General features: G+C 43.8%; 22 protein-coding genes. 5 read left to right on the top strand and 17 right to left on the bottom strand.

The genetic code is table 11. The features are described from left to right. The first annotated feature begins 216 nt into the window (after positions 1-216). Complete coding sequence (locus L3V32_RS04470) at positions 217-1,155, top strand: LysR family transcriptional regulator (protein WP_085343872.1); 939 nt, start codon at positions 217-219, stop codon at positions 1,153-1,155. A 24-nt stretch (positions 1,156-1,179) separates the two neighbouring features. On the opposite strand, the gene L3V32_RS04465 is transcribed toward L3V32_RS04470, so the two are convergent. The 4 genes from L3V32_RS04465 to L3V32_RS04450 form a co-directional block, all read right to left on the bottom strand. Continuing rightward, positions 1,180-2,061, bottom strand: coding sequence for a YjjW family glycine radical enzyme activase (locus L3V32_RS04465; RefSeq protein WP_237283879.1), 882 nt, complete (start codon positions 2,059-2,061; stop codon positions 1,180-1,182). A 23-nt stretch (positions 2,062-2,084) separates the two neighbouring features. Beyond that, complete coding sequence (locus L3V32_RS04460) at positions 2,085-3,629, bottom strand: YjjI family glycine radical enzyme (RefSeq protein WP_237283878.1); 1,545 nt, start codon at positions 3,627-3,629, stop codon at positions 2,085-2,087. Positions 3,630-3,843: 214 nt separating this feature from the next. Continuing rightward, positions 3,844-4,467: a LysE family translocator gene (locus L3V32_RS04455; protein WP_053807364.1), complete on the bottom strand. Its 624-nt coding sequence runs from the start codon at positions 4,465-4,467 to the stop codon at positions 3,844-3,846. A 192-nt stretch (positions 4,468-4,659) separates the two neighbouring features. After that, on the bottom strand, positions 4,660-5,877 hold the full coding sequence (locus L3V32_RS04450) for an HD-GYP domain-containing protein (RefSeq protein ID WP_109168384.1): 1,218 nt from the start codon (positions 5,875-5,877) through the stop codon (positions 4,660-4,662). Positions 5,878-6,363: 486 nt separating this feature from the next. Between L3V32_RS04450 and L3V32_RS04445 the strand changes: the two genes are divergently transcribed. Further along, entirely contained in the window at positions 6,364-8,067 is a 1,704-nt protein-coding gene (locus tag L3V32_RS04445; RefSeq protein ID WP_237283877.1) for a bifunctional diguanylate cyclase/phosphodiesterase, read from the top strand. Between the two features lie 128 nt (positions 8,068-8,195). Here L3V32_RS04445 and L3V32_RS04440 read toward each other — a convergent pair whose 3' ends face one another. From L3V32_RS04440 to L3V32_RS04420, 5 genes are all read right to left on the bottom strand, one after another. After that, positions 8,196-8,669, bottom strand: a complete 474-nt coding sequence (locus L3V32_RS04440) for a response regulator (RefSeq protein ID WP_237283876.1) — start codon at positions 8,667-8,669, stop codon at positions 8,196-8,198. Then, a complete protein-coding gene (locus L3V32_RS04435; protein WP_005394159.1) occupies positions 8,656-9,993 on the bottom strand; it encodes a sensor histidine kinase in 1,338 nt (445 codons plus the stop codon). Before L3V32_RS04435 ends, L3V32_RS04440 begins: the two co-directional genes overlap by 14 nt. 3 nt (positions 9,994-9,996) lie before the next feature. After that, the gene (locus L3V32_RS04430) at positions 9,997-11,415 is read right to left on the bottom strand and encodes a DASS family sodium-coupled anion symporter (protein WP_005394158.1); all 1,419 of its coding nucleotides are present in this window, start codon (positions 11,413-11,415) and stop codon (positions 9,997-9,999) included. A 240-nt stretch (positions 11,416-11,655) separates the two neighbouring features. Continuing rightward, on the bottom strand, positions 11,656-12,132 hold the full coding sequence (locus L3V32_RS04425) for a GNAT family N-acetyltransferase (protein ID WP_048626344.1): 477 nt from the start codon (positions 12,130-12,132) through the stop codon (positions 11,656-11,658). A 35-nt stretch (positions 12,133-12,167) separates the two neighbouring features. Further along, on the bottom strand, positions 12,168-12,530 hold the full coding sequence (locus tag L3V32_RS04420) for a hypothetical protein (protein ID WP_046875214.1): 363 nt from the start codon (positions 12,528-12,530) through the stop codon (positions 12,168-12,170). A 481-nt stretch (positions 12,531-13,011) separates the two neighbouring features. Between L3V32_RS04420 and L3V32_RS04415 the strand changes: the two genes are divergently transcribed. Next, positions 13,012-13,569 carry a DUF3750 domain-containing protein gene (locus L3V32_RS04415; RefSeq protein WP_012841873.1) on the top strand — a complete coding sequence of 186 codons (558 nt, stop codon included), beginning with the start codon at positions 13,012-13,014 and terminating at the stop codon, positions 13,567-13,569. A 51-nt stretch (positions 13,570-13,620) separates the two neighbouring features. Here the strand turns inward: L3V32_RS04415 and L3V32_RS04410 are convergent, their stop codons facing one another. The 7 genes from L3V32_RS04410 to L3V32_RS04380 form a co-directional block, all read right to left on the bottom strand. Next, a complete protein-coding gene (locus L3V32_RS04410) occupies positions 13,621-15,198 on the bottom strand; it encodes a sensor domain-containing diguanylate cyclase (RefSeq protein WP_047008725.1) in 1,578 nt (525 codons plus the stop codon). A 189-nt stretch (positions 15,199-15,387) separates the two neighbouring features. Then, positions 15,388-15,864: a heme-degrading domain-containing protein gene (locus L3V32_RS04405; protein ID WP_237283875.1), complete on the bottom strand. Its 477-nt coding sequence runs from the start codon at positions 15,862-15,864 to the stop codon at positions 15,388-15,390. After that, on the bottom strand, positions 15,861-16,901 hold the full coding sequence (locus tag L3V32_RS04400) for an oxidoreductase (RefSeq protein WP_237283874.1): 1,041 nt from the start codon (positions 16,899-16,901) through the stop codon (positions 15,861-15,863). The genes L3V32_RS04405 and L3V32_RS04400 overlap by 4 nt, the downstream gene beginning before the upstream one ends. Positions 16,902-16,912: 11 nt before the next feature. Then, complete coding sequence (locus tag L3V32_RS04395; RefSeq protein WP_237283873.1) at positions 16,913-17,686, bottom strand: DeoR/GlpR family DNA-binding transcription regulator; 774 nt, start codon at positions 17,684-17,686, stop codon at positions 16,913-16,915. Between the two features lie 187 nt (positions 17,687-17,873). Further along, positions 17,874-18,875 carry an HAD family phosphatase gene (locus L3V32_RS04390; RefSeq protein WP_237283872.1) on the bottom strand — a complete coding sequence of 334 codons (1,002 nt, stop codon included), beginning with the start codon at positions 18,873-18,875 and terminating at the stop codon, positions 17,874-17,876. Between the two features lie 126 nt (positions 18,876-19,001). After that, positions 19,002-20,117 (bottom strand): HEAT repeat domain-containing protein, encoded by a 1,116-nt coding sequence (locus L3V32_RS04385; RefSeq protein WP_237283871.1) that lies wholly within the window; start codon positions 20,115-20,117, stop codon positions 19,002-19,004. Positions 20,118-20,157: 40 nt separating this feature from the next. Then, entirely contained in the window at positions 20,158-21,480 is a 1,323-nt protein-coding gene (locus L3V32_RS04380; RefSeq protein WP_237283870.1) for an anaerobic sulfatase maturase, read from the bottom strand. A gap of 177 nt (positions 21,481-21,657) precedes the next feature. Here L3V32_RS04380 and L3V32_RS04375 point away from each other — a divergent pair, with 177 nt between their 5' ends. Then, entirely contained in the window at positions 21,658-22,446 is a 789-nt protein-coding gene (locus L3V32_RS04375) for an SUMF1/EgtB/PvdO family nonheme iron enzyme (protein ID WP_104974157.1), read from the top strand. Positions 22,447-22,504: 58 nt separating this feature from the next. On the opposite strand, the gene L3V32_RS04370 is transcribed toward L3V32_RS04375, so the two are convergent. Next, the gene (locus L3V32_RS04370) at positions 22,505-24,826 is read right to left on the bottom strand and encodes a multiheme c-type cytochrome (protein WP_237283869.1); all 2,322 of its coding nucleotides are present in this window, start codon (positions 24,824-24,826) and stop codon (positions 22,505-22,507) included. A 393-nt stretch (positions 24,827-25,219) separates the two neighbouring features. On the opposite strand from L3V32_RS04370, the gene L3V32_RS04365 reads away from it, so the two are divergent. Further along, complete coding sequence (locus tag L3V32_RS04365; protein ID WP_237283868.1) at positions 25,220-26,785, top strand: arylsulfatase; 1,566 nt, start codon at positions 25,220-25,222, stop codon at positions 26,783-26,785. The last annotated feature ends 81 nt before the right edge of the window (positions 26,786-26,866 follow it).

Below are 26,866 nucleotides of genomic sequence, written 5' to 3'. Positions count from 1 at the left end.
AAATGAAATAGAAATTCTTAAATTGAAGAAAGGAAAACGACAAAGACCTAACAAACCCAAGAGAATTCTTTGATCTTACAAAACTCAAGTTATTTTTACGCAACACGTTAAATACATTGAGCTCAAAGCGAAAGATGCTCATTTACGAGATAAACAATAGTAAAAATTTGTTTCATCCTGATATACTGCCAAAAATCATAAGAAACCATGCTATTTATGGACTACATTGCTCTTTCACGCATTAGCCTAAAACATCTCACTGTATTGCATATGTTGTTAACCACTCACAGTGTTACGCTTGCCGCAGAGCGCCTGTGTGTGACACCTTCGAGCGTCAGTAAAACACTTGGGCAATTACGTGAAACGCTGAAAGATGACCTTTTCTATCGCGATGGTACTCGCTTGGTACCAACGGCATTTGCGCTGCACATTGGCCCCTCGATCCATGGCATACTCTCTAGCATGAATGGATTATTACATCAGGGCTCATTTAATCCAGCTTACTATCAGGGCAGTTTCTCATTAGCTATGCGTGAAAGTTCGTTTGAGCTTTTTGCGCCAGTTCTACAACATTTATCTCAGCAACTCGGTAATCACGCACATTTGAATGTGCATGCAAAAGAGGAAATGAGTTTCGATGCGTTGGTAAGAGGCCAAGTGGACTTTTTGCTGCTTCCACACGATCTTAGTCAGCCGCCCACGCAAAACAAAGACTTGGTATGGCAAACCATTCTGAAAGACGAAATGGTTTGTTTAATGGGACCATCAAATCCACTCTCTAAACAGCCTTTGTCTGTTGAAAGCTACCTCTGTGCAAGACACATTGGGATTCATGATAAAGATCTCTCACAACCTTATTTCGAGCAGAACCTCACACAAAGGCACTCGAAGCGAAATATGGCTATGCGTGTAGCGGATTTTGGTTCAGCTGCGGTGATGTGTCAGCACTCAGATTACTTGTTCACCTGTTCCAAACTTTGGGCAAGGGCGGCCATGCAAGCAAAAGGCTTGGTTGAACAATCCCTTCCATTCGATTATGGACAGGTAGCCTACAGCCTCGTCTGGAACAAAGCGAGCTTGAACGATCCGGCTTTAAAATGGCTACAAAAACAATTGCTCGATGCCTGTGCCATGCTAGACGCGTGCGATACGTGAGTAAGATAACGAATCAAAACTGCATTACGTGAGTACAGTCGGCACTGCGATGGGGTTACTCACGTAACGTAAAAGTTCTGATTTTAAGCGTTCGATATCATGGCGCGAGCAGACATCCCAAGTTAGCGCCTCCCCCATGACTCCGTGATGTTGAAATGCATTTAAACGGATAAGCACCGATTCAGGCAAAGTACTCAAATAGCGCCCAATCGCTACGATTTCTATATCTAAATCACTTTTCCCTGGAATATGCAGTAACCGAACTTCATACAATTTTTCATGCTTTGCGAGGTACTGAAGCGTTTTGAATACACGATGATTATCACGCCCAGTTAGCCACTGGTGCGTCTCTGTCTGCCACGATTTCAAATCGATCATCGCACCGTCCATAAAAGGAAGCACACGCTGCCAACCTGTCACTGATAAAGAGCCATTGCTGTCGATGAAACAAGAAAGGTGCTGTAACTCAGGATCTTGCTTCATCCCTTTAAACAGCTCAATAATGAAAGGAAGTTGTAAGGTAGATTCCCCACCGGATAATGTAACACCACTGATGAAAAAGCGATGCTTGCGTATCAAATCGAGCATTGTTACCACAGAGTAGTCAGTAATTTTTGGATTAGATTGGTTCTGACATATCTCTATACAATGATCGCAGTGGGTGCACTCCTCTTTAAGCCAAACAACGTTGTTGTTTTCGTCGAACTTCAGTGCGTCTGCCGGACATTCACTCACACAATCACCACAGTGATTACAATGGTTTATTGTATGAGGGTTATGACAGTTCAAACACTGATAGTTACAACCCTGTAGAAAGATGACTAGACGGTTTCCTGGCCCATCAACACAAGAGAAAGGAAGGATACGAGTGACTTTTGCCAAAAGGCTTCCACTTCGTCTAGACATCTTGTTCTTTCCTAAACCGACCTTTACGCCTGCGTGTAGGTCGGTGTCATTTCATGACTCACCACACGTGGTGAGCGATCTAAAATCCCAGTATTTTTTGCCGCCTCTGCTCCCAGAAACGTCGTATTGGTTCTCGAACCTTCTGCATCATATTTTGCGATATCAGAAAGCTTGACCATGTATCCCGTAACGCGAATCAAATCATTTGAGGCCACATTCGCGGTAAACTCACGATAACCAGCATTTAACGCCCCTTTGCACAAATTGAACATCGCTTCTGGGTTTGATTTCACCGTTTCATCAATCGTCAAAATATCGCTGATACCTGCACGATAATACTGGTGATGCTCAGCTGTTGCTTGTACATAAGTGACAGGGTCTGGCTCCGTGCCATAAGGAAGACGCACACCTGGCGTAACGCCAAGATCTAAGCTAATACCACCTTGAGCATGTAAGAGCGCTTTGCCATCCAAACCATATTTCACTGGGGTTGACTCCACTAGTTTCGCCAGTGTGGCTGAAACATCATGAGCAAAGGCATTCGCACGTTCATCTTTTCCGTACTGCCCCGTTTGGCCTTCTTTTTCGAACAGAAGATTCACCGCTTCTGCCATACCATAAATGCCATACATTGGTGCGAAACGGGACTCTTCAATCAACCCTTCTTGCGTCAAAAATCCTTGAAAGAAATTGGACTTTTCATGCAAGTGCGTACTTCTAGCGTCCATCAACTCAACCATTAATTGATGGTATAGAGGTAAAACACTGTTTAAGAAGTCGTTACAATCCGATGCTCGTTCTGCGACTTCTTTTAGGTTCATTCGCACCAGCGTGTTTGAACCACCAGCCAGTGGCAGTGAATTGTAGCAACTTACAATACCAAAACGTGAACCGCTGTAGGCTTTCGAGTGCATAGGGTAATTGGCAATATGAGGCTTACTACACTCGCAAATATTCTGCGTCGCTTGACGAAGTAAATCATCAGGCGTGACCGACTCGTCGTACATGAACGTAAGATTTGGCGCAACCTGATTGAGCTCGGCGTCCACTTTTAAAATAGTGCGACAAATAATGTTGTCTGTCGGTCCGACATTCACGTGCATAAACGCATCTGGCAATGTGCGATCCAACATGATCCAAAAATGTTTTAACTTTTTGTAAATTTGATTCTCTGTCAGGTCGCCTATGTAAGGCAGTAAGACATGATCCAACTGACCTAAATACACCGGAATATTCGTTACCGATGGAACATGATGGTAAATGATGGTGAGCATATTCAGCGCATCATCGAAATCGGCAGCTGGAAGCAACTCTAGATACTCAGAGCCTTGCGATAGGAACTTAGCGTAATCAGGCAGCACATAGCGTGGTTTGAAAGGTGCATGGCCTTCAAACATATCACAGATGATTCCTTCATCCATTGCTTGTCTTAGCGATGGGGAAATCGACATGTAAGGAATACATGCTTCCGCCTCCAAGGCCAAAAAGTTCGACTTTTGTTTTGGAGAAAGACGAACATCAGTCGCAATGTCTAGAAAACGTTGTTGTAGTTCAGAAAGGCTTTTCATCTGAGATGTCCCTGAAAAAGTAACCACAAACCCACAAGATAAAACATGGATTCTACCCCTAAAGAGTAACGTGATTTTACTCCGGCTTACCTGTTGCCACTAATGAAAATAAACAAAACGTCTATTTCCATAATGGAAATAAGCTAACGCTAAATTAGGTTATTGCAACTTACGCTATTGAAATAATCCAACCATGCACCGAACACGCGCTTTCTCATCGGTTTGCCGTCGACAACATGACGCCCGCGCTAATAAATACTCCGCCAGTCAGGCGATTGAACAACTTGGCTCTTCCAGCGACAAACAGCCAGTCTGAAGCTTTTACACCTAATAATGCATAAAATGTTAGCCAACTTAGCTCAAACACCACAAATGTAGATGCAAAAATCGCGTATTGAGCCAACAAAGGCGCAGAGGGATCAATGAACTGAGGAAACAAAGCGGTAAAAAAGACAATCGCTTTCGGGTTACTAGCGCCAACAATAAAACCACTGGTGAAAGCGCTGAGCGCATTCGAGGAGCTTTGGACGGCTGCCGTTTTGTCAAAATCCGTTTGAGAAGAGCGCAGCGCTTGAATGCCTAACCAGATTAAATAAGCGGCACCACACCATTTGATGATATTGAAGACCAGCTCAGATGAGGCAATCACAACCCCTAACCCGGTAAAAGAAAGCGTTAGTATAATAGTGATCGCTGATAAACTGCCTAGCGCAGTCATGAGGGCAATACGAAACCCACTGCTCACACCTTTACTTAAACACAGCAACGAGCTTGGCCCAGGCGATGCAGTAAGCACCAAAACGGCCAGAGTGTAAAAAATCCATGTATCAATTTGCATTGGCATCCCTTCCCGCAAAAAGTAGAGGGTTATACCTCAATCTTTATTGAGATATTCCTAACTCGGTTTCCATCCATGAAACTCGATTCTTTAATAACCACCTAGTCCCTACATAATTTAGAAACCATTAATAGATAGTTATGCAATAAAAATACGCTCTGCATGCAAGGTTGTAAAGCATGTTTATTTTTCTTAATCATAAAAAGGCTTGGGATCGATTTCTAACGATGACGGAGCGACTGCTCTTTCTATTTTGTGTAGGCTATTTTTCAAATCGACCATCGCCACATCGATATAACGCTGATATTTGCGTGAGTAAAAACACTTCACTTCTGGCTTTAAAGCTTGAGAGTCATTTGAGGACCAAACAATACCAACACGCCCATCACTCAACTCAACAATAGAGCCCACTGGGTACATCCCAACGCAATTAATGAACTTGTAGACTAGGTCTGCATCTAAATGAAATGGCGTTAAACTCAACAAGATTTTAAACGCTTCTGCTGAGCTCATGCCTTTTTTGTAGCAGCGATCGGCCGTCAACGCATCGTAAATATCAACAATACAACTCATGCGGCCGTGAATCGGAATCTCATCGCCCTTCAAGCCTCTAGGGTAGCCATTGCCATCTAACTTCTCATGATGCATCAAACAGACATCGCGACTCACATCACTAAGGCCCTTTACATGGAGAATAATCTCACCAGCGAACACTTGATGTAGCTTCATGTGTTCAAACTCTTCAGGTGTTAGCTTTGCTGGTTTATGCAAAATCTTGTCATCAACTTTAATTTTACCTACATCATGAATGATGCCACCAATAGCGAGCTGCTTTAATGTCTGCTTATCTAACCCCAAGTACTTACCAAATGACACTAAAAGGCAAGCCACATTGACGGAGTGTTCCAACAAGTAGGAGTCTTTTTTTCGGAGTGCAGAAACACATTGCAACGCATCTGAGTCGATAAAAACGCTTTCAATGACATCATCGGCCCAAGCTTCTACCTCATCAACTTCAATGATTTTGCCTTCAAAAGTTTGATTCAATAGTTTCTGCGCCAGATCTTTTGCTTCCGCAATTAGCTTTTTGGCTCGTTTATGTTGAACATCTCTCGAGCGATAAGCGCGTTGAACCTTCGAAAAGTCAGAGGGCTTGGGCTCTCGCTCTTCTTCTACGGCAACAATGGATTCATCCACAGGCTTAAAGACACACTTCTGAGAAGATAATGTTTGATCTACCCAAACATACTTCACGCCGCTCGCGGTAAGCTTCTTAATGCCCTCTGGGCTAGATATCCGCCCTGCATTGGCTAAATTTACGCGCTTGTTGTGCTCTATCGCGGTAACAAACATACCAACGCCGACATCAGCGAGCGCAATTTTGATTGAATTTTTTGGATCGTACTGCATAAAAAGAAAGCTTACTCGATATTAACGGCAGTATTATAAGAGATTTGATTAATTGGCGTGATAATAAATTAGAATTGATTACTATTAATGAGCATCCTGTCAATTAATAACCCATCGCGATCACTAAGCCCTTTTTGTTATTATGGTCTTTAGCCTAGCAAATATACAGATATGACACTCAAGAGCAGAACCTCTAACCGACACGTCTTAAAATAACTTGAGGATAATTATTCATAAATATTTATAGATTGCGGACTGCATCAATAACTGTATTTTATAAATGATTTTTACTGTTGACTATTTTTTATAAATGTCGATGATTAGCCGCCTAATCTTAGTATGTTATTAACCTAGTAGCGCATAAAATGATAGCCAAACAATTTGAACTGATACTTTTGTGATTGTAATGTACGCCAACAGATCAACTCTATGTTATCACCCCCACACACTCATCTCTGATGCTAACACGCTCGAGGAGGAAATATCTTGACCACCATATTTGACCAACAAGCCTCAGATAGTGACCGAGAGTTCCTGAAAATCGTTGAAGAACGATTCATTCATATCTTCGACGTATTTAACGAAGGCCTCTTCTACATGGATGAGTTTGGTACCATGGTATTTTACAACAAAGGCTTCTATGAACAGCTCGGTATTAACGCTGGCCGAATCAGTTTAGAGCAGTGGTTAGAGCTTGTTCATCCTCTTGATCGAGAAAGGCTGTCCACAAGGGTCGATGCGCACATCACGACCAACAATAAGAGGGTTACAACCACTTACCGAGTGCGTAAACCCAATGGACAATACGTCTGGATAGAAGGCGTAGCCATGACCAAAGAAACAGAACATGGCCATTACATGGTTGGCAGCCATCGCGATATTTCTGAGCGTAAGCTGATGGAAAGTTACATCCATCAAGTTGCATTTCATGACAACGCGTCAGGCATGGCTAACCGCGCCCATCTCTTGCTGGATATCGAGGACAGTGTACGTACCACCGATTCTTGCGCGTCTATTTGTTATATTCAGATCGAAGACATCAAATCTTACTTGAATCAATATGGCAGTGAACTGGTCGATGGGTTAGTAGAGAAGTTGCTACAAACTCTCAGTCACTTGCCCTCTCCAAACAGCTCGGTGTATCGCGTGCATGATGATGACTTTGCGATTTTGATTCACGATGAGTGCTCAATAGAAGCGCTACAGAGTTACGCTGAAAGTTTAAAACAAACCTACCATGAAGCGGTGATTGAAGAAGGCCAATACCTAGGTAGCAACATTAGCATTGGTTTGTATCCTTGTATTGACCCTAGCCACTCCGCAGAGGAAATTTTACGTAAAGCGGCAAGAACTTGTCAGTACGCGAGCGAACAAAATAGAGACCGCGTCGCGGTCTACAGTGAGAAGACGCAGCATGCCGTTGATCGCTACTTCTTTATTGAGCAAGGTCTTAAAAGTGCGCTAGAAAAACAGACATTAAGTGTTAAGTTCCAGCCAATTATTGACGCCAAAAGCTCAAAAGTGGTGAGCTTCGAATCACTAGTGCGCTGGCGTAGCAAAGAGTTTGGCGAAATTTATCCCGACGAGTTTATCCCTGTAGCAGAGAACAAAGGATTGATCGTCGAACTGGGATATCAAGTATTTGCCAAAGCGTGTGAATTCATCAAAAACTACCGTGAACGTTACCAAAACCAAGTTCGTGTTAACGTGAACGTTTCTGTACTTCAGTTGATGAACAGCGAATTCCCTACGCGAATTAAAGCCATGGCGGATGAAGCAGGCGTTGACCCCGAGTCCATTGTTTTGGAACTGACAGAAACGTTTATTTTGGATAATAACCAGACGGCTATTGCCCCCCTAAGCACGCTCAGGGAGTTAGGTTTTGCACTCTCGCTCGATGACTTTGGCTCTGGTTACAGTTCATTAAATAGCTTCTTCGACTTGCCGATGACACAAATCAAAATTGATAAGTCGATGGCATGGAAGACACTGACCAATCGCTCTTCTCAAGAGTATTTGAAGTTTCTTATCACTATGTGTCAGGAAAATAATATTGAAGTGGTGATAGAAGGCATCGAAGACGCAAAAATGTCTGACTTCTTTTCCGAGATGGGCGTCGATTATTTGCAAGGTTATTGGTTCTCTAAACCACTCTCTGTTGCCAGTGCCAGTCGCTATTCATTGAGCTAAACCGTTCTTCGGCGAAATAATCCCAGAATTAACGCTATTCCGCACGGCCACGTTAAGCATGCTGAACTACTCACAGTAAATTTCAGACACTAACTGGCCGTGACGAAAACAACCTTAGAGAGCCTTGATTAACGTAGGCGCTCAAAAACAACACCCTGATCTAAGTGTTCGTGATATTGAGTGTAATCTAAGCCCATATCAAAGATATATTGAGTCACCAAGTTTCTAACGCACTCAATCAATTGGCTCGCTTGCCATGGCTTCTCAAAGTAGCGATCAATACCTGCGGAGTTAATCGCATTAATGGTATCCGTGTGTGTCGCCTGCCCCGTCAGAAGCACTTTACGTGTGCGAACAAAACGACTGTCTTTTGATACCTCTGTCAGTAGTTCCACTCCTGTTTTACCTGGCATGACATGATCGGAAATTATTAATGCGATCATCTCGCCTTCTGCATCAAGCTCATCCATCAGTTCTAGAACCTCACCTGCGGATTCGCAGTCTTCGATATTCAACCACTGATGTAACGGCTCTAAATCTTGTAGAACCGCGCTTAATACCTCTCGTTGGTCATCAACGCAAATTACATTAAGCTTCTCCATGTTCACCCTCTACTGGTAACTTGATTCTAAAAATTGTTTTTTCACTGTCGCTCTTTACCACAATAGAGCCGTTATATCCGGCGATAATGCGTTTCACAATCGACAGCCCTAATCCTAAACCAAACGACAACCCACCCTTTTTAGTGGTGAAGTTTGGCCGGAAAATTTTTCTGCGTGTCGCTTCATCGATTTCTGGTCCGTTGTTAGCAATCGTGACCAAAATTTTCCCCTTACTCTCTCGAGTATGTATTTCGATCCCCGGATCTTCGGTTTGACCAAGTGCATCACACGCATTCTTTAAAATATTGACCCAAACTTGGACGAGTTCGGTTTGAGAGCCAACAAAGTCCGGCAACTCCGCTGGGCTAAAACGTACGCTCACGCGTCTTAAGTCACTTTGCAATAGGGCCAGCGCTCGATTGATTGAGTCATTAATATTAAAAGCTTCATCCAAGTCGATATCCGTACGCCCCAATTGTTTCACTGAACGTACAATGCCAACAGTATGTTTAGAGGCAATACGCAAATCATGAAGGTCTCGCCCCATTTGCCAGAAACGTATCGCTTCTTCGGGTCTTTTTAACCAATGCTCCGACAGGAAATTATTTGGAACGGCACGAGCGAGATCACGCGCGAGATCCTTAGGTAAGCCGTAATATTTTTCGAAGTGACGCCCCCGCTTTCTCGCTTCGCTGGAAGAGACTTTCTGTCCTTGCATCAAACCAAAATCAAAAAACTGACTCGCTTCCGGATGAACTTCTTCAAGCAATTCCATGATGACCGACTCGAGTCGCTCAGATTTACTGCTTACCACACCAATAGCATTGTTCAACTCATGAGCAATACCCGCGGCAAGCTGTCCTAACGTTGTCATTTGCTCTGCGGTATGAAGCTTTTGCAACGCTTTTTCTTTAGCTAAGGCCTCTTGCATTGCACGCCGTTGACGCCGAGATAATTCGTTCACCATCACAGGCATAAATTGTGTCGTCAATGGTCCGTATGTCGCCTCTTCCACCGCGGGCGTATCACGCTGTATCCAAGCCAGTTCAACGTCGGTTTGAGCAATAACTGTCGAAGAGGCCGTCCATGTACCAGAAAAGAAACTATGTACGCCAATAAACGCACCTTGAGACGCAGAAAATACCTGAATTGGCTTCTTGTCGTCTTCCGCATAATAGCCAGCCAACTCTCCTGAAAGCACGTAGTACAACCGATCGTTGTAGCCAGCTTGCTCGATCAGCACCGATCCGGATAAAACCGTTAATCGGCGTTCAAGATGGTTAAAATAGCGTTGTACTAACGCATCTAGTTTCGTTTCGTACATGGGTTACCCAATATGCCCAACGGTATGTAAAATCCAAACCATAACAAAACTAAGTAATACACCAATCACGCCCAGTACTGCACCGATACGAGCCATTTGGCTGCTTTCGACATGCCCAGTAGCATGAGCTAACGCGTTTGGTGGCGTACTGATTGGTAACGACATACCGAGTGACGCGGCAAATGTCACGACTAAGATCAGCGTCACTTCTCCACCCAATGGCGTTAACGAAGTCATCGAGGTACCTAGCGCAGCCATAATCGGCATAAGTAAGTTTGCAGTGGCCGTATGCGACATAAAGTTTGCCATTAACAAGCACAAGAACGCCGCACCAAACAAGACCACATATGGCGAGAACTGATCAAACGGAATACTGTGTACCACCAGCTTCGCAAGCCCTGTTTTATCCAGAGCAAGACCCAGAGCGATACCACCTGACACCAACCAAAGCACGTCCCAAGAAATTTTCTTCAAATCTTCCTTGTTGATAATGCCCGTCAATGAGAATACCGCGACCGGAATTAATGCCACTGTGTAAGAGTTCATCCCATGTGCTGACCCCATCAACCAGAGAATAATCGTACCTGCGAAGGTGACATAGACAATCATCGCTTTTGGTGTTTTCAAAAACTTGCTCTTAATATTCAGATCAATGGTGGTTTGCTCGGCTTTATACAAAAAGCCAATCAGAAACCACGCTAGCGCCATCATCACAATGACGAATGGCACGCCAAAGACCATCCATTCACCAAACGTAATTAAGTTATCACCAACCAAATATTTCAGCGCGATAGCATTCGGGGGCGTGCCGATTGGTGTACCAATACCACCAATGTTGGCGGCAACAGGAATACACAAGGCAAACGCAATTCGACCGGGATCTTTAGGCCCAAATACCGCAATCACAGGGGTTAGAATCGACAACATCATCGCTGTTGTTGCGGTGTTTGACATAAACATGGAAAAGACAGCGGTGATCAACATCAAACCCAACATAACGAACTTTGGGTTTTGCCCAAATGGTTTTAGCAACACGCGCGCTAAGTTGACATCCAGCCTGTACTTTGTCGCCGCCATAGCTAAGAAGAACCCGCCGAGAAACAGCATAATAATCGGGCTAGCGAAAGTCGCCATTATCTCGTTATATTGCAACAGCTCACCAAAATGTGGCTGCCCTTCTTGCAAGCGAAAAAGTACGATGCTTTTATTCGAAACAAGCAATAGTTCGAGCACAATGATAACGACCGAAGTCGCGTAGATTGGAATAGGTTCAAACACCCAGCAGAGTGCAGCAAGCAAGAAGATTGCGATCACTCTCTGCTGGACGATAGTAATGCCATCAAATGGGAATGCAGAGAGGGGCATTAACCAAATAAGCAATGGTATCAATGTTGGAATAATGTATTTGAGATAAGGGCGCATAGTACTACTTCTCTTCCTGAGATGGTTAGCCAGACACGTTTGGCGTTTGGAACGCCATTACCCACCGCAATACCGAGGCTTTTAGGCTCTGACTAAGCCTTCAGAGACGAAAAATGCAGTAATGGCTTGTTCCAGAGAAGATTATGCACACTGTTTTCAAACAAAACTTTGGTGCGAGATCAATGAACTTGTTTTCACATTGGAAAACATTTTATATCTGTGTTCAAGCTCACTAAATGCTCACGATTTCAGTGAAATATACTTTTCCATCATAAAGTTAGTTAAGGTTTCTCCCCTAACTTCAGCACGTTGCTGAACCTTAACTGTGAACCCCATTTTCTCGTAGAAAGGTCGTGCAGTGATACTCACCTCAGAGTACAGTCGCTCTATCCCCTGTACTTTCGCCTGTGAAAATAGAAAAGACATCAAATCACGACCAATACCTTGGCCTTGATATTCATGGTGACAAAAGAAATGGTCAATCAAGCCGTCACTTTGCAAATCACAATAGCCAACGACCTGCCCTTCTATTTCCGCGATATAGGGTTGAATAGCATCCATTGTGCGTTGCCATGAATTGAGATCAAAATCTGATGGGGCCCAAGCTGAAACTTGTGATTCGGTATAATCGCGACGATTAATGACTCGTACAGTGTGGTAAAAAAGTGTCCACAATATTGGAGCATCCTCTGTACGATAGCGACGTATTGAGAGCATCGGTTCAACCATTCCTATTCGATAAATACCAAGTATTAACGCAAAGTAATACTGGTGAATTCATCATTTTCAATACCAACCACTAAAGGCTTTTCAAGCTGATCGCTGTTCATCAATACGGTGGTATTTAGCTCTCGACTTGATCTGCGTATTTTGCTTTTTCTGATGATATGTATATTCACAATGTAATCGGAATATTCCTTCGTGACTCCTCCAGAAAACTCCACATGTTCACTTTCATTATCTTGAACCACATGAAATTTTCGATTTGCTTGAATATCAGCGCTGAGTGAAGAGTCACCATAGTTCAGTACAACGGACGTTGGTTCACTATCTTGATTGGCAAAACAGCCAAATGCGAACGTGCATAATGCAAGTATACTTTTTGATTTAAACATTGGTTATTCAATTTCTAGTTATTTTTCTGCCATTTGCATTACCAAACAGCACTCCTTCCGTAATCGCCCATTGTGCCACAGGTGTACGCAAGTCTCTAAATACAGTAAAAGGATGTACGATAAAATTCCGCTAAAAATGGGGAAATCACAATACATCTGAGGATAAACCAGCCTATTTAATCGCCACCAACAACACCCAAGTAATTGTTTTTATTGAATTTAAAAGTAATAAACAATGTAAGCAATATACGTACAAGCTCTTACTTTTTCATACGCAACTAAGCAAGTTAATAGAGAGAGACAATATTGTCTATGCCGCATGTTACAAATCTGCTTACCTCATTATTACGTATGATCCGATATTGTGGCGCTAGCCTTCCCTTCTTTTTAACGAAGGGAAGATTTAACAATAAGGCTTACACCTATTTTATAGCTAAAATCAATAAAGCATTTCCAACATCGGTTGGTCTAGGAGCGATCAATGAAAAACTCTCTCAGTTTTACTCATCTATTAAAAGTTGGCTTGATATCAATCGCAGCTTTGATGGGTGGATGCACTCAAGGAGATTGGCGTACCGCAAGCAGAGAACCTGCCGGTATCGCGCCTGACCCTTCCAATGTGAAACATGCCGTAATTGAGTTTTATGCCGCAGATGCATTTGGTTGGCGAGGCTGGTTTGCGGTGCACACTTGGTTTGCGATAAAGCCTGAAAATGCGAACGAATATACCGTGTATGAAGTGGTCGGGTGGCGCGTGAATCGTGGACAACCCGCTCTGTATCAATACCAAACGGGCACACCAGATCGCTACTGGTATGGTGCGAAGCCAGAAAAAATACTCTCAATACAAGGTGAAAAAGCCGATAAACTTATCCCCAAAATACAAAGCGTTATCAACCAATACCCTTGGGCTGAAGAATACACGTTGTTTCCAGGACCAAATAGCAATACATTCCCGGCTTGGGTGGGCAAGCAAATTCCGGAGTTAGAACTCGACTTGCCATTTAGAGCAATTGGTAGCGGCTACGCCAACGAGTAAAACAAAAGCTTGGTAACTGGCGCGTTTTACGTTCAGCGCATAGCACTATACCTATTGTGCGTCTTCACCTAACTCGGTTCTGTTTCTTCCGTTGCGTTTTGCTTTATACAGAGCGTTGTCAGCGTCTTTCATTACCGCTTCAATTGGCATATCGTTGCCTTTCCAGTGAGAAACTCCAAGTGATACCGTTACCTTACCAACGACCAGGAAATCGTGTTTTTCTACGTTATGCCTAATCCGCTCTGCGACATCAACCGCGTGATGAACATCCGTCGCTTCAAGGAACATCATGAACTCTTCCCCACCGGAACGGCAAAGATGATCATTCGCTCGGGCTTGCTCTTTCATCAACTGAGCGAATTCTTTGAGTAGATTGTCACCCACATCATGACCATAGTTATCATTGACGCTCTTAAAATGATCAATATCCAAAGCTAAAATAGAAAAAGCGGTGTTTTCTTGCTTAAACAAGCCTAGAACTTTGTCTAAGCCGCGTCGATTTAACAACCCAGTCATCGCGTCTGTTAGCGTATCCAGTTGCAGCTTATCAATGGTTTTTGAAACGATACCAAACGCTTTGAGGAAACTGAGCTTCAAATGTGAAGCCTCAAAATACCAAGACTTAACCAGCTTCAAATCATCGATGGATGAAGAGTGTTCTTCCACTCCTCGAACAGCGCCAGCCAGTTGCCATAATGGTCTTGAAATAAGTAGAGAGAAGAACCAGATCAACAGCAGAGTTAATAAACCAATTGGAATCGATTTGAAAAATACACTCCACATCTGCTCATCTAGCACCATTAACGTCATTGATTTCGGGCGCTGAGCGACAATTCCCCACCCTGATGATTCAACTGGTGCATACCCTGCTAGCATTTCAACACCGCGAGAGTTCACAATTTCTTTGTTACCACGCTGACCCATTGTCACGGCGTTAATTGCCATATTATCGTTGATCACTTCACCAACCCGCGATTTATCTGGGTGGTAGATCAGCGTATTGCTTTCGTCCACAACGTAAAGGAAAGAGCCATCTTTGTAAGCATGCTGGCTAAGTAATTCCGCAAGAATATTGTCCTTCTCTAAATAGATAGTACCGCCGATATAGCCTAAATATTCATTGGACTGAGAAAATATAGGGTATGAGATCGTTAACAGATAATTTCCTGCGGGTGAGATGAATGGCTCAGTGACAACGGGCGCTTGAGCATTTAAAGATTGACGTTTTCTTTCACCAACGAGCTTTACACCTTTCACCTGAAGTGTCTCTGGTGATACAGAAATAATGACGCCTTTCGCATTAACGACAACCACAGAGTTGAATGATTTGGTTTGCTTTCTCAGCCTCTCCGCCTCTTCGTCAAGAAACTGAGCATCGTGCATCTTATCTTTTAGCAAGTTCGCACTGTATTTTAGCTGCGACATTGAGCTTTCTATGAAAGAGTCCGTCATTTCTGACATTTTTTGCGCATAAACGCGGTTGGACTCTAACGTGTTATTGATGATGAGATCTCGTTGCACTCGATAGATCGAATAAAACGCATTGATCAAAGTGACAAGCACACTGAAAACACACAGGATTACAATAAGGTTTCTAAGATTAAGTTTTTCTTTTCTTCTAAAGGACATTTGCCAACTGCCAGCTTCGATGGCTTTTTGTATGAATGAGCGTATAGGTTATATGAAATCGATTTAATTTTCAGGTAGGAAGTTGGGAGCAATATTAAATATTTTCTCACATAATAGGACGCAAAATGAGCTAATAAGAGAATTCAGTGACACAAAATAAATGCCGTGCCACTGTAATATCGCACAACTTTAAGCAAGCTCTGTGCTGGTCATTACCATTGCCTTTAATACATCGACAACAAGCTGATGATCATCTAACTGCGGTAAACCCGATACCGTCACAACCCCAACTAAACCAGAACCCAAGATTCGAATTGGGAACGCGCCGCCATGAGCACGATACTCACGCGCATCGAGATGTGGCTGATTTTCAAAATCACGCTGCTTTTGCTTATTGTACAGCGAGAGGTAGTAAGAGCTGTGACCATATCTCAATACTGAGTTTCGCTTTCTACGAACCCAATCCAAATGGTCAGCGCACGTTCCTGTCATCGCGTATTGAAATAGCGTTTGTCCAAAACCGTAGACCTCAATAGCCACAGCCGCGTCACAGGCTTCCGCCGCTTCTTTTAAAGCTAAACCAATAGACCACGCAACTTGATGGTTAAACTCTTTCAATTGAAGCTCATGCTCTTGTTGAGCGACGAGCTCAAGCGTTAAGCTCACGATTTCACCTGAATCGTTTTACCCGTTTTACTGCTTTCCAATGCCATCTCAATCAGAGCGATATTCTGTACTGCTTGAACGGCAGGAACCGGGTTATCAGTACCCAAACGAATGGCATTTGCTACACCAACAAAATAAGCTTGATACGCACCTCTCTCCGTTTTAATAGTTTGCGCACCGTCTTCGTCGTAGCGGACACCGTATAGCGCCTCGTCCTCTTCTGACCAAGCATCGTTCTCCGGTAATCGGCCTTCTTTTAAGTAACCTTCTTGAGGATCTAATCCGTATTTTTCATATTTAGCCTCAGTACCCAATACTTTATAACGCAGGTTTGGTTCTGGGCTGTATAAGTTTGAATGTAAATGCACAATATGATCTGGGTAATGAAGCACTAAGTTGTAGTAATCAATCGTCGTCGCGCCCGGACGCATCATTCGACACTGTGCGTCTATCGCGTCTGGCAAACCAAATAACACCAAGGCCTGATCGAGAAGATGGGGAGCAAGATCGAATAAAATACCACCGCCATCTTGAGCCTGCTCTCGCCAGCGTTGACGAACTTCAGGACGGTAGCGATCAAAGTGCGACTCAAACAGCCTCACATCACCTAACTTACCTTGTTCGATGAGCGATTTAACGGTGAGAAAGTCGCCATCCCAACGCCTATTATGAAAAACGCTCAGAACCAATCCTTTTTCTTCTGCTAAGGCGATCAACTCATTCCCATCTTCTATGCGCGTTACAAACGGTTTTTCGACAATGACATGTTTGCCATTGTTCAACGCGCGCTTTGCGAGCTCGTAGTGCACGTCATTTGGCGCAGTGATGATCACAAGCTCAGCGTCACTGTCATCAAGTAAAGTATTGGCATCAGCAAACCACTGAGCATCTGGCCAATCATTTTGGACCGCTTCCTGTTGACGAGAACTTATTGCGCTCAACATCAAGTTTGGCAGTGCTTTAATGAAGGGTAAGTGGAAAGTTTTTGCTGAATATCCGTAACCAATCACGGCGGTCTTTACGGGATCGTAAGCCATACTAAGATTCCTTATTTCGGTGAAACAACAATACATTCAATATCATTGTGGTCGAGAAGTTGTTGAAAATCTGATTGAGGAGCATGATCGGTAATAACGATGTCGATCTTTGACAAATTACATACATGGTGAAAATTATCGCTTCCAATTTTGCGGGATTCACAAACGACAATGACTTGTTGAGCTTGCTCTATCATGGCTTGTTTCATGGTTGCTTCTAGCTCATTATTTGTCGTCAACCCTCGGGATGACAACGCGCACACACCAATAAACGCCTTATTCACATGATATTGCTTCATTTGCTGTTCTGCTTGTGCACCCAAGATCGCTCTGGCGTAGGGGTCAAAGTGTCCACCTAAGAAATGGACGTCCATTGATTCACTTTTTTCAGCAGCGAGCAGTACGTCAATACTGTTGGTGACCACGTTGAGCTTATCTTCTTCACAGCGTGCTTTTTCTACGTAAAGTGGGAGCAGAGATAAGATAGTACTGGTATCAATAACAAGGTGGTCACGCTCACCCAAAAGCTTAGCGGCCGCTTGAGCGAGGCGATGTTTAGTGTCACTAATTGGTCGATTAGAGTACGCTTCTGTAGAGGAAGATATCGGGGCAAGCATGACGCCACCTCGGATTCTTTGTAATCCCGGTAGTTGGCTCAACTTAACTAAGTCTCGACGCGCTGAATCTCGCGAGATGCCAAAATACTCGCAAACTTCCGATAACGTTATTTTGTTTTGTAGCTCTAGCTTGGCTCTGAGCTCTATCAATCGCTCTTCTTGCGTCATTACTTAAATTCACTTAAGTGGTTTTAAGCAATAATGCCACACAGCATTCAAATAACCAATACGGACGCACGCAATATTTGCTTATGCTGATACCAAACAGAATTGTTAAGTTGAGGAGATGAAGAGCGTTTTGCTCATCACCCCCTATCACAAAATGTTTGGTGTAGTGTTTACGTTGGCTGGGTCGCTACTTTTTCATCGCTTCTTTAAAAACTTGATTCCAATCTTGTTTCATATCGACAAACAGCCAACCTTGCTCTTCACCCACTTTAAATGATTTGTCTAATTTCCCCACGTGAGAGTCTTTATCATACGCCCATTCACGCTTGTCATCCGTGTGATGGATAACCGCTGAAAATCGTGGGCCAGACCCCGCTTTAGTCCACTCTAGCATTTGTAAGTCACCGTCAGAATTACCAAATGCCATCACCGGGCGCTTGCCAATGAAGTTCTGAATCGTGACAGGCTTCACCGCTTTATCATTCACAAAATCAATTTCTGGCAAGCGTTGAATCGCTGGCTTTCCATCAACAACCTGATACTCCGCTTTTAATGTCGTCCCAACGATATTTTGCGTTGGGATCCCGTATACTTCTGGTGCCCAAACACGCATGAAATCAATGCCACCCCCAGAAATTATATAGGTCTGGTAGTCATTTGCTCTCAAGTAGTCGAGTAACTCAAGCATCGGTTGATAAACCATTTCAGTGTATGGCTTTCCCGTCGTAGGATGAACGGCCGTTTTCATCCACTCCTTCACTTCTTGATGGAACTGATCAGTCGACATTCCAGAGTGAGTCGCCATAACAAGCTTCATCACACCTTCAAGGCCTTGCTTGCCAACCCCCTCCAAGTCACCTTTTATTGCCGAAGCAAAAGGTTCTTTTGTTTTCCAATCAGGATGATCAGAGGCCATCTCTTTCACTTTATCGATCGCAAAAAACAGCTGTAGATAAACGGGTTTTTCTGCCCACAGCGTCCCGTCATTATCAAACGTAGCGATCCTTTGGCTTTCAGGAATATAAGCGTCCGAGCCTTGAGTCGTCGTTTTAGTAACAAACGCCATAATAGCTTGCTTCGCACCGGTGTTGTTCCATGACGGCAGAGGATCTTGCACATCAGCAGCAATGCTATAGCTAGACAGAGCAAAACTTGTCGCAAGGACAATCACCTTTAACTTTATAGCCATTTTAATTCCTTATATTGAGGTACGGGATGCAAATCCAAATGAAAGTATAGTTCACGATTAACAAGCGCAATTCAGAGCAACATATGCAACGACATCAGAAAGTGACCTTGTAACTAGAAACACGCTTTAATTAAAGAAGCTTACTGATAAAGTGTTGAGTTCGCTGGCGTCAACCTGCTCTGAAGTACTTTGACGTCCCTTTTTCTGATTAAGCTCATCAATCACATAATCCGGAGCCACTTTCTTAAGTTCCGCTAAACACTGTTCAGACTTGGGGTTATCGTACCGAATGTAGATATCACACACTGCGTAAAGCTGCTCCGGCGCGCCAGAGATCAAATAAGCTTTTTCAAAAGCGTGCACAGATTTTTTAAGATCTAACTCTTCTTGCAGAACACCATTTAAGTACCAAAAATAACTGTTGTTCTTCGCCATGTTAGCGGCCTTTTCAATTTCGCTAGCGGCATCATGCTTCTCACCAAGTCTTACTAGCGCCAATGACTTCGAGTAATGCAAAGCAGCGTTATCAGGAAAAAGTGTGATTGCTTCATCAAGTACTTGGATAGCTTGTCGATCTTTTTGTTGCGCTCGAAAATTGTCCGCATAGCTTAACCAGACTTGGGGGTTACTTGGCATCAGCTTGGTTAGCTCTGGATAAATCAATGCCGCTTTGTCCCACTCTCGATGCCAACGATATACATCGGCAAGGAGTAATCTAGAAACGTTGTCAGTTTTCTGCGACAAGTAGGATGTTAAATCAGTCACCGCGCCTTCAAGTGACTGTTGCTGCTCCGAACTTAAACTGGCGTAATCTCGAACCAAGTTTATCGCTGCGGTAATTCGAACCATTGCATCGTCATCACTTAGCAACGGGGAAACCAGACGCCAGCGATGATCTATCATATAGGGTTGAGCTCCTACAATTGCTGCTTCACGAATTCCAGCATCTGCATCTTTCAAACCACGAGCGACGGCAACCAAAGCGTTTTGGCTGGGGTAGTTGGCCAGTTCACGTAAAGCATCAATACGCTTTTCTGAAGACAACTTCTTGTTTTGTGCATCATAAGACAACTTTTCGACTTGCTGTACTAGCGTCATTGGTTCTTCTTGAGATGCTATCTCAACGGGTGAAACTCTATCTGAATTGAGCGGAGGTTTATCTTGAGCCCAAGCGCCTTGGCTTAACGCTACACTCAGCGTGAAAGTTAAAAGTGACTTCGTAAAACGCGTTATCTTTTGCATTGATGAGACCTTACTTTTATAAAACTGGACCAGTTGAATCTTAGAACTTAGTGTCAAAAACAGGTTGATTAGACGCTTTCAGGTGCAAAGCCTTATCACTGTATTTGCCGTGTACCACAGGGTTGCCCATCGCTCGTAAAATGTACGCCATTGATTTATCGGCATGCGCAAAAAACTTCTTCCAACCTGCACATAGATAGTTAAGGCCGGGCTCACCTTCTCTGGTGCGAATAAAGCGGTTTTTAGGGCATTCTCCAAAGCATGCAAACTGATAATCGCAATTAACACACTGTTGAGGCAGTGTACGACTTTTAGCAAACCCGAATTTCTGCTGGTCAGGGCTATAAGCGAGAGTATCGAGTTTTTCGCGGTGAATATTTCCGATCTTGTATTCCGGGTAAACATAGTGGTCACACGCAAAGACATCACCGTTTGGTTCCATTGCTAAACCTTTGCCACAGATTTCACCTAGCGTGCATAGTGGGTTTTTGCTTCCCATCCATGTTTCCAAACTTGCTTCAAAATACTGTACAAAAACGTTACCAATATCATGCACGACCCACTCATTGAATATCGCGATAAGGAAGTTACCCCATGCTTCATCCGCCACACAAAATGGCTCGACAACTGAATCCTTGTGGCCGGGAATCAGACGTTTATCACCTTGCATTAGTTGCTCATTGGGCTTCCAAGTTTGTGGCGCTGTTGTTCTGAAAGTTTTCTGCTCAACAATCGGAATAAACTGCATTTGAGGGGAACGTACTTCATCTCGTAAGAAGCGATACACTTCCAATGGGTTTCGGCTGGTCAAGTTGTTCACGCACGTAAGCGTTGCAAACTTCACTTCATGCTTATGTAATAGATCAACGGCGCTCATCACTTGTTTAAATGTGCCTCTTCCCGCTCGATTTGTTCGGTAAGCGTTGTGCATCATCTCAGGGCCATCGATGCTTAAACCGACAAGAAAGTGGTTCGCTTTTAGAAACTCGCACCACTCATCATTAAGAAGCGTGCCATTAGTCTGAAGATCATTAGAGATCGTAATACCATGAGGGCGGTATTGATCTTGTAGTTCAACAATTCTTTTGAAGTAATCCAACCCCAGCATGGTCGGCTCTCCACCTTGCCAAGAGAAGATAATTTCAGGTGTGTTCTGCCCTTCTATGTATTGGCGGATATAGCTCTCTAAGGTTTCGTCATCCATTATTGGCGAGCACCCTTGCTTATATTCCAACAAATCTTGTTTGCTTAAGTAATAACAATAAGTGCAATCGATGTTGCAAGCAGCACCAATGGGCTTTGCCATCACATGTAAACGCTTAGATGCTTTTCCGTTGAACTGCGGCCCTTGAATTATGTGCATTCATCACCTTCTTAGTTGCTAACCTGTCCCCAATGATGTCAAACCTAATCATCGAGTTAATCGCCTAGGGTGATGATAATGTTCAATTATTCTCGGCGCTTGTTATAGTGTGTATAACCGTTTGTTATGGTTTTGCTTGCTAGACTTTCTGACCAAAGTCGTTGACGGAGTCGCCGAATGAAGCATCCCAAAAGTAAGATTATTTCCTTTGTCTCAACCATGTCGGTCACGCTGATAATTAATGGGTGTGCAACAACCCCACCACACTCTCTCGCTCAGAAAATCGATCAAGATATGGTTCTTGTCGAAGGTGGGCAGTTTACGATGGGCGCAGATAATCCATCAGCCAAAAAGTCAGAGCGCCCAGCTCGCACTGTTAACGTTGATGGATTCTATTTGTCAAAATTCGAGGTAACTCAATCGGTCTTTGAAGCTGTCACTGGCTCCTCTCTGAGCTACTTTCGAGATCCAAATACACCCGTCAATAATATTAGTTGGCAACAAGCCAATTATTTCATTAAGAAATTGAATGAAAAAACGGGAGAGCATTACCGTCTACCAACAGAAGCTGAATGGGAGTTTGCCGCTAAAGGCGGAATTTTAAGTAAAGGCTTCACTTTTTCTGGATCAAACAATATTGACGATGTGGCTTGGTATGCGAATAACTCGCACAATAAGGCTCATAAGGTAGGTCAAAAGCAACCAAACGAGCTCGGGTTGTACGATATGACAGGTAACGTAGGCGAGTTTGTGATTGATGCTTTTGACGAAGGTTATTACAAAACAGCGCCCAGTGATAATCCGGTAAACACAAAAGAGGAAAAAGAAAGCCTTGCACACAAGTCTGTACGTGGCGGCAGCTTTGCTTATGACGCAGACGAATCTGAAAACTATCGCCGCGATTTTGCCAGCCAATCCGTCATTATGTCTGACATGGGCCTTAGACTAGCGAAAGACGTAGACTAAACTAAGTAGAGAAAGTGGCGCGATAAAGGCTCCACTTTTTACTATTGGTGTTTAATCTCTACAGATTCGCAATAGATGCTTTCAGCTGATCAATAGCCTGCTTAGGAGCATAATTACTCAGCTCTTTTAGACACCTATCGAAAGCAAAAGCGACAACGCCTTTTTTATGATTTCTCGCTAGAACTTCGCATTGAGCATATAAATGTTGAGGGTTCCCACCGACTTTAAACGCAGTCTGCAATGCCTTACTGGCTTCCAGAACGTCACTTTTTTCCAAAGCTAGACCATAAACATACCAGTAGTGAGCGTTAGTCTTTCCTAGTTCTGCGGCATGTTTAAGTAGGGCTTTGGCCTCATCTTCCTTGCCTTGGCGTAACAAAGAAAGACCGGCACTGTAAGGTAATGAGCTGGATCTAGGCTGAGCTTTCATCCCTTGTTGTAACACCGAGAGCGCAGCTTTTTCTTTCCCAAGGCGTCTATACAGGTCCGATAAATTCACGTAACTATTTTCGAAATAAGGCTCGATACTTATCGCTTCTTGGTATAACGCAATTGCCTTATCGATTTCGCCTAAGCTGCGGTATACATTTGCCAAATTGGTTCTACCAAAACCACGATCGGCGTTAAACTTTTGAATGTCCATGTACTCTTCAAGCGGTGGTTGAATCCTATCTTTTTGTAACGGCGTCATTTGCGCATAGCTGGTCACTAATACCGAAGCCGCCTCCGCCCTCACTGAAAGTACGGGATCATCCAGCAGTGGTTCTAAAATTCGCCATCGATCATGAAACTCATAACCAGACGAGCCCGCGACTGCGCCGAGTCTAATCATTTCATTCTCATTTTTAACGGCCCTTGCGAGCGAAACTGTCGTATTTTGGTCAGTATTACCGCCCGTTCGCTCTAATGCAGAAGCTCGTATGATGTCTTTTAATGATGAATCCTGAGCAGAGTAAGCCAGAGCATTCGCCGCCCCTTTGTGCCCAATTGCATCGGCATAAAACGCGACAGCAAAGTGTTGTTGATTGCGGTATTGAGAGTGAGGAAACCATTCGGCTATCTGCGCATCCGCCCACTGGTTACTCTTATCCTCATGACAAGACGCACATACATTAGGCGTGTCGATGTGTTTACTCAAGTCAGGTCTAGGTACGTGCCAACTGTGGTCTCTACGAGGATCGACTTGCATATAAGTCGTTTCTGGCATGTGACAAGTCGTACATTGTGACGCTTTGGCTCCCGCTTCATGGAAGGTGTGGTTTTCTGGGGTATATTCTGACGCAATATGACATTGTGAACATACCGCCTCTTCTGGGATGTTTAGCTTTGCCGAATGAGGATCGTGGCAATTGGTGCATGTTACGCCTTTTTCAGCCATTTCAGACTGAAGAAATGAACCGTAAACATAGTCTTCATCGTAAATTTGGCCATCGTGGTAGTAGAGTTCTGGAGTGATCAGGCTTAACCGATATTTATCGAAAAATGAGCCTTGAATGTGATCACCTGTCTCATTTAACTGCGTTCGACGGCTGTGACATTGTGCGCACGTCTGAACTTGATTTGTTTCTGCGATTGCTTTTGGTTGTAACGTTCTGTGGCCCTTCTCAAATACCCACTCGGTTACCGCTTTAGATAAATTTCGGTCAAAACCATAGTGACTATCTGTATCGAAAGAGCCTCCTGTAGATGCGGACTTTTTCGCCAACTCGATGTGTCCACTTGCAGGGCCATGACACGCTTCACAACCAACATTGATCTCGGACCAAGACGTGTTGTAGGTATTTTTGATTGCGTCATAGTTCTTCTTTACATTGGTCGAATGACAGTCTGCACACATGAAATTCCAATTTTGCCCAGTGTTAGTCCAGTAAAACTCATCTGTCGTTGTTGTCTCTGGATAAAGGTGAAACCAGCGCTGACCACCTTCCGATTTCGTCCTTGAATCCCACGCAAAAGGAATGAGCTGTACACGACCATCTTCAAACTCCACCATATATTGCTGTAACGGTTCCCAGCCAAATGTGTAGCTAATTTTATAATCGTGCCATTGACCATCAGGGCCTTGAATATTGACCCAATATTCCTCGCCTTGTCTAAAAAAACGGTTGGGTTGACCATCATGCGTCACTGTGCGGTTATCAAAATCACCTTGAACAGATTCTGAGTTTGCATGTTTCATTGCCATATCGTGATGAGAGCCCTTCCAAGCCTCCACCTCTTGTTGGTGACATTCCGCGCACGTTTGCGTGCCGACATATTCCAACCCAAGCTTCGTGGTATTTTGGGGACTCTCTATCACTGATGCCTGGGGAAAAAACGAACCACTCACCATGACGATACCCAGAAATAAACACCGAAACCGACCTACCCACTGACTCATAACTATCCTTAGTATTTAGATGGTGCAACTTGAATCAATATAGTCGCTAACCCCTTGGTTATACAAATAATTAGAAGTGAAAGACCTTCAAAATGAGTGCTCCATTCTTCGTCCCCCGATTAGGGAGTATCTCGGTGTTTTTGCTGAAACTTTATTCGTCTCACCAGCAACCTGCTCTGGTATTCATTAGTGACCCATCTCTATTTTTAAAACCTCCCCAAACCATCAGAATGACAAGTATTTTTCTTTAGAAACAAATAGTTAAATACCCTCAATAACTTATGGTTATAAAGAGTATAAGAGGATTTTTCTATACACATCATTAACTTATGCAGCACCTAAGCACAAGGTTTACTTGTGCTTCTCGTTACTCTCAACCATCTGGAGTTTTTTATGGCAAACCAATTGAGAAAAATCGCAGTAGGCGTCGGGCTGTTAGCAACGTCCAGCGCAGCGATGGCGGCAGACAAACCCAACATACTCGCAATTTTCGGTGACGATGTCGGTTACTGGAGCATCAGCGCATATAACCAAGGTATGATGCGTTACAAAACCCCTAACATCGATCGTATCGCGAACGAAGGTGCTTTGTTTACAGACCATTACGGCCAACAGTCTTGTACTGCGGGTCGAGCAGCATTCATTACTGGCGAAGAACCATTTCGCACTGGCTTGCTGACAATTGGTATGCCGGGTTCCGACCATGGGATTCCAGATTGGGCACCAACTATTGCTGACTTACTAAAAGACCAAGGTTATATGACAGCTCAGTTCGGTAAAAACCACTTGGGCGATCAAGATAAGCACCTACCTACCAATCATGGTTTTGATGAATTCTTTGGTAACTTGTACCACCTTAATGCAGAAGAAGAGCCCGAAACCTACTATTACCCTAAAGACCCAGAGTTCCGTAAAAACTATGGTCCTCGTGGTGTAATTAAATCTTATGCCGACGGTAAGATTGAAGATACTGGCCCAATGACGCGTAAACGCATGGAACACGCGGACGAAGAGTTCCTCGAAAGCACTTTATCGTTTATGGAGAAAGCTGTTAAAGCAGATAAGCCTTTCTTCATCTGGCATAACTCTACGCGCATGCACGTGTGGACCCGATTACAAGAAAAGTACCGAGGTAAATCCGGTGTTAGCATTTACGCTGATGGCATGTTAGAGCATGACGATCAAGTCGGCGTATTGCTCGACAAACTCGATGAGTTAGGCGTTGCTGACAACACCATCGTTATTTATACAACAGATAACGGCGCAGAGACCATGACTTGGCCTGATGGGGGCGCAACCCCATTCCATGGTGAGAAAGGCACGACTTGGGAAGGCGGTATGCGTGTGCCTCAACTTGTGCGTTGGCCAGGTGTCATTAAGCCAGGAACGAAAATCAACGAAATGATGGCTCATCAAGACTGGTTGCCAACATTGTTGGCGGCAGCTGGCGTTCCTGACGTGAAAGAAAAGCTTGCTGAAGGTTACAAAGCAAATGGTAAAGACTGGCGTGTCCATATAGACGGCTACAACTTCATGCCATACTTCGAGGGAAAAGAAGAGAAAGGACCACGTGAGTCTCTGCTCTACTTCACCTCAAATGGTGAACTAAACGCAGTACGCTGGAATGACTGGAAACTTCACTTTGCAACTCTGGAAGGAAACCTAAGCGACGCCGTGCGATCTGTACCAAACTGGCCTAAGATCATTCACTTACGTGCTGACCCATTTGAAAAAGGTCCTAGCGAGTCACAAATGTACCTACGTTGGATGGCAGACAACATGTGGTTGTTTGTACCAATTCAAGACGTTGTTGGCGACTTCTTTAAAACGTTACCTGAATACCCAATGCAACGCGGTACAACTATGAACCCTGCTTCTTTAAATTACGACTCTTTGCAGATGCAAGAAAAGATGCAGCAGTTAGAAATGCTTAAACAAGAAGTGAATAAAGTTAAGTAATTTAATTAATCACTCTAGATTGCGTTACTGAGCCAGCAGAGTTCTGCTGGCTTATCTGTATCTCTACGGACACACTTAGCT

Source organism: Vibrio sp. J2-4, from assembly GCF_021728155.1.
Lineage (GTDB): Bacteria > Pseudomonadota > Gammaproteobacteria > Enterobacterales > Vibrionaceae > Vibrio > Vibrio diabolicus.
Note: the sequence above shows the minus strand (reverse complement) of the source record. Positions and strands in the feature narration are given on the sequence as shown.

Bases quoted from the DNA above. Each gene is read 5' to 3' on its own strand.
- L3V32_RS04470 (WP_085343872.1), top strand. From the start codon at position 217: ATGGACTACATTGCTCTTTCACGCATTAGCCTAAAACATCTCACTGTA.
- L3V32_RS04465 (WP_237283879.1), bottom strand. From the start codon at position 2,061: ATGTCTAGACGAAGTGGAAGCCTTTTGGCAAAAGTCACTCGTATCCTT.
- L3V32_RS04460 (WP_237283878.1), bottom strand. From the start codon at position 3,629: ATGAAAAGCCTTTCTGAACTACAACAACGTTTTCTAGACATTGCGACT.
- L3V32_RS04455 (WP_053807364.1), bottom strand. From the start codon at position 4,467: ATGCAAATTGATACATGGATTTTTTACACTCTGGCCGTTTTGGTGCTT.
- L3V32_RS04450 (WP_109168384.1), bottom strand. From the start codon at position 5,877: ATGCAGTACGATCCAAAAAATTCAATCAAAATTGCGCTCGCTGATGTC.
- L3V32_RS04440 (WP_237283876.1), bottom strand. From the start codon at position 8,669: ATGGAGAAGCTTAATGTAATTTGCGTTGATGACCAACGAGAGGTATTA.
- L3V32_RS04435 (WP_005394159.1), bottom strand. From the start codon at position 9,993: ATGTACGAAACGAAACTAGATGCGTTAGTACAACGCTATTTTAACCAT.
- L3V32_RS04430 (WP_005394158.1), bottom strand. From the start codon at position 11,415: ATGCGCCCTTATCTCAAATACATTATTCCAACATTGATACCATTGCTT.
- L3V32_RS04425 (WP_048626344.1), bottom strand. From the start codon at position 12,132: ATGCTCTCAATACGTCGCTATCGTACAGAGGATGCTCCAATATTGTGG.
- L3V32_RS04420 (WP_046875214.1), bottom strand. From the start codon at position 12,530: ATGTTTAAATCAAAAAGTATACTTGCATTATGCACGTTCGCATTTGGC.
- L3V32_RS04415 (WP_012841873.1), top strand. From the start codon at position 13,012: ATGAAAAACTCTCTCAGTTTTACTCATCTATTAAAAGTTGGCTTGATA.
- L3V32_RS04410 (WP_047008725.1), bottom strand. From the start codon at position 15,198: ATGTCCTTTAGAAGAAAAGAAAAACTTAATCTTAGAAACCTTATTGTA.
- L3V32_RS04400 (WP_237283874.1), bottom strand. From the start codon at position 16,901: ATGGCTTACGATCCCGTAAAGACCGCCGTGATTGGTTACGGATATTCA.
- L3V32_RS04395 (WP_237283873.1), bottom strand. From the start codon at position 17,686: ATGACGCAAGAAGAGCGATTGATAGAGCTCAGAGCCAAGCTAGAGCTA.
- L3V32_RS04390 (WP_237283872.1), bottom strand. From the start codon at position 18,875: ATGGCTATAAAGTTAAAGGTGATTGTCCTTGCGACAAGTTTTGCTCTG.
- L3V32_RS04385 (WP_237283871.1), bottom strand. From the start codon at position 20,117: ATGCAAAAGATAACGCGTTTTACGAAGTCACTTTTAACTTTCACGCTG.
- L3V32_RS04380 (WP_237283870.1), bottom strand. From the start codon at position 21,480: ATGCACATAATTCAAGGGCCGCAGTTCAACGGAAAAGCATCTAAGCGT.
- L3V32_RS04375 (WP_104974157.1), top strand. From the start codon at position 21,658: ATGAAGCATCCCAAAAGTAAGATTATTTCCTTTGTCTCAACCATGTCG.
- L3V32_RS04370 (WP_237283869.1), bottom strand. From the start codon at position 24,826: ATGAGTCAGTGGGTAGGTCGGTTTCGGTGTTTATTTCTGGGTATCGTC.
- L3V32_RS04365 (WP_237283868.1), top strand. From the start codon at position 25,220: ATGGCAAACCAATTGAGAAAAATCGCAGTAGGCGTCGGGCTGTTAGCA.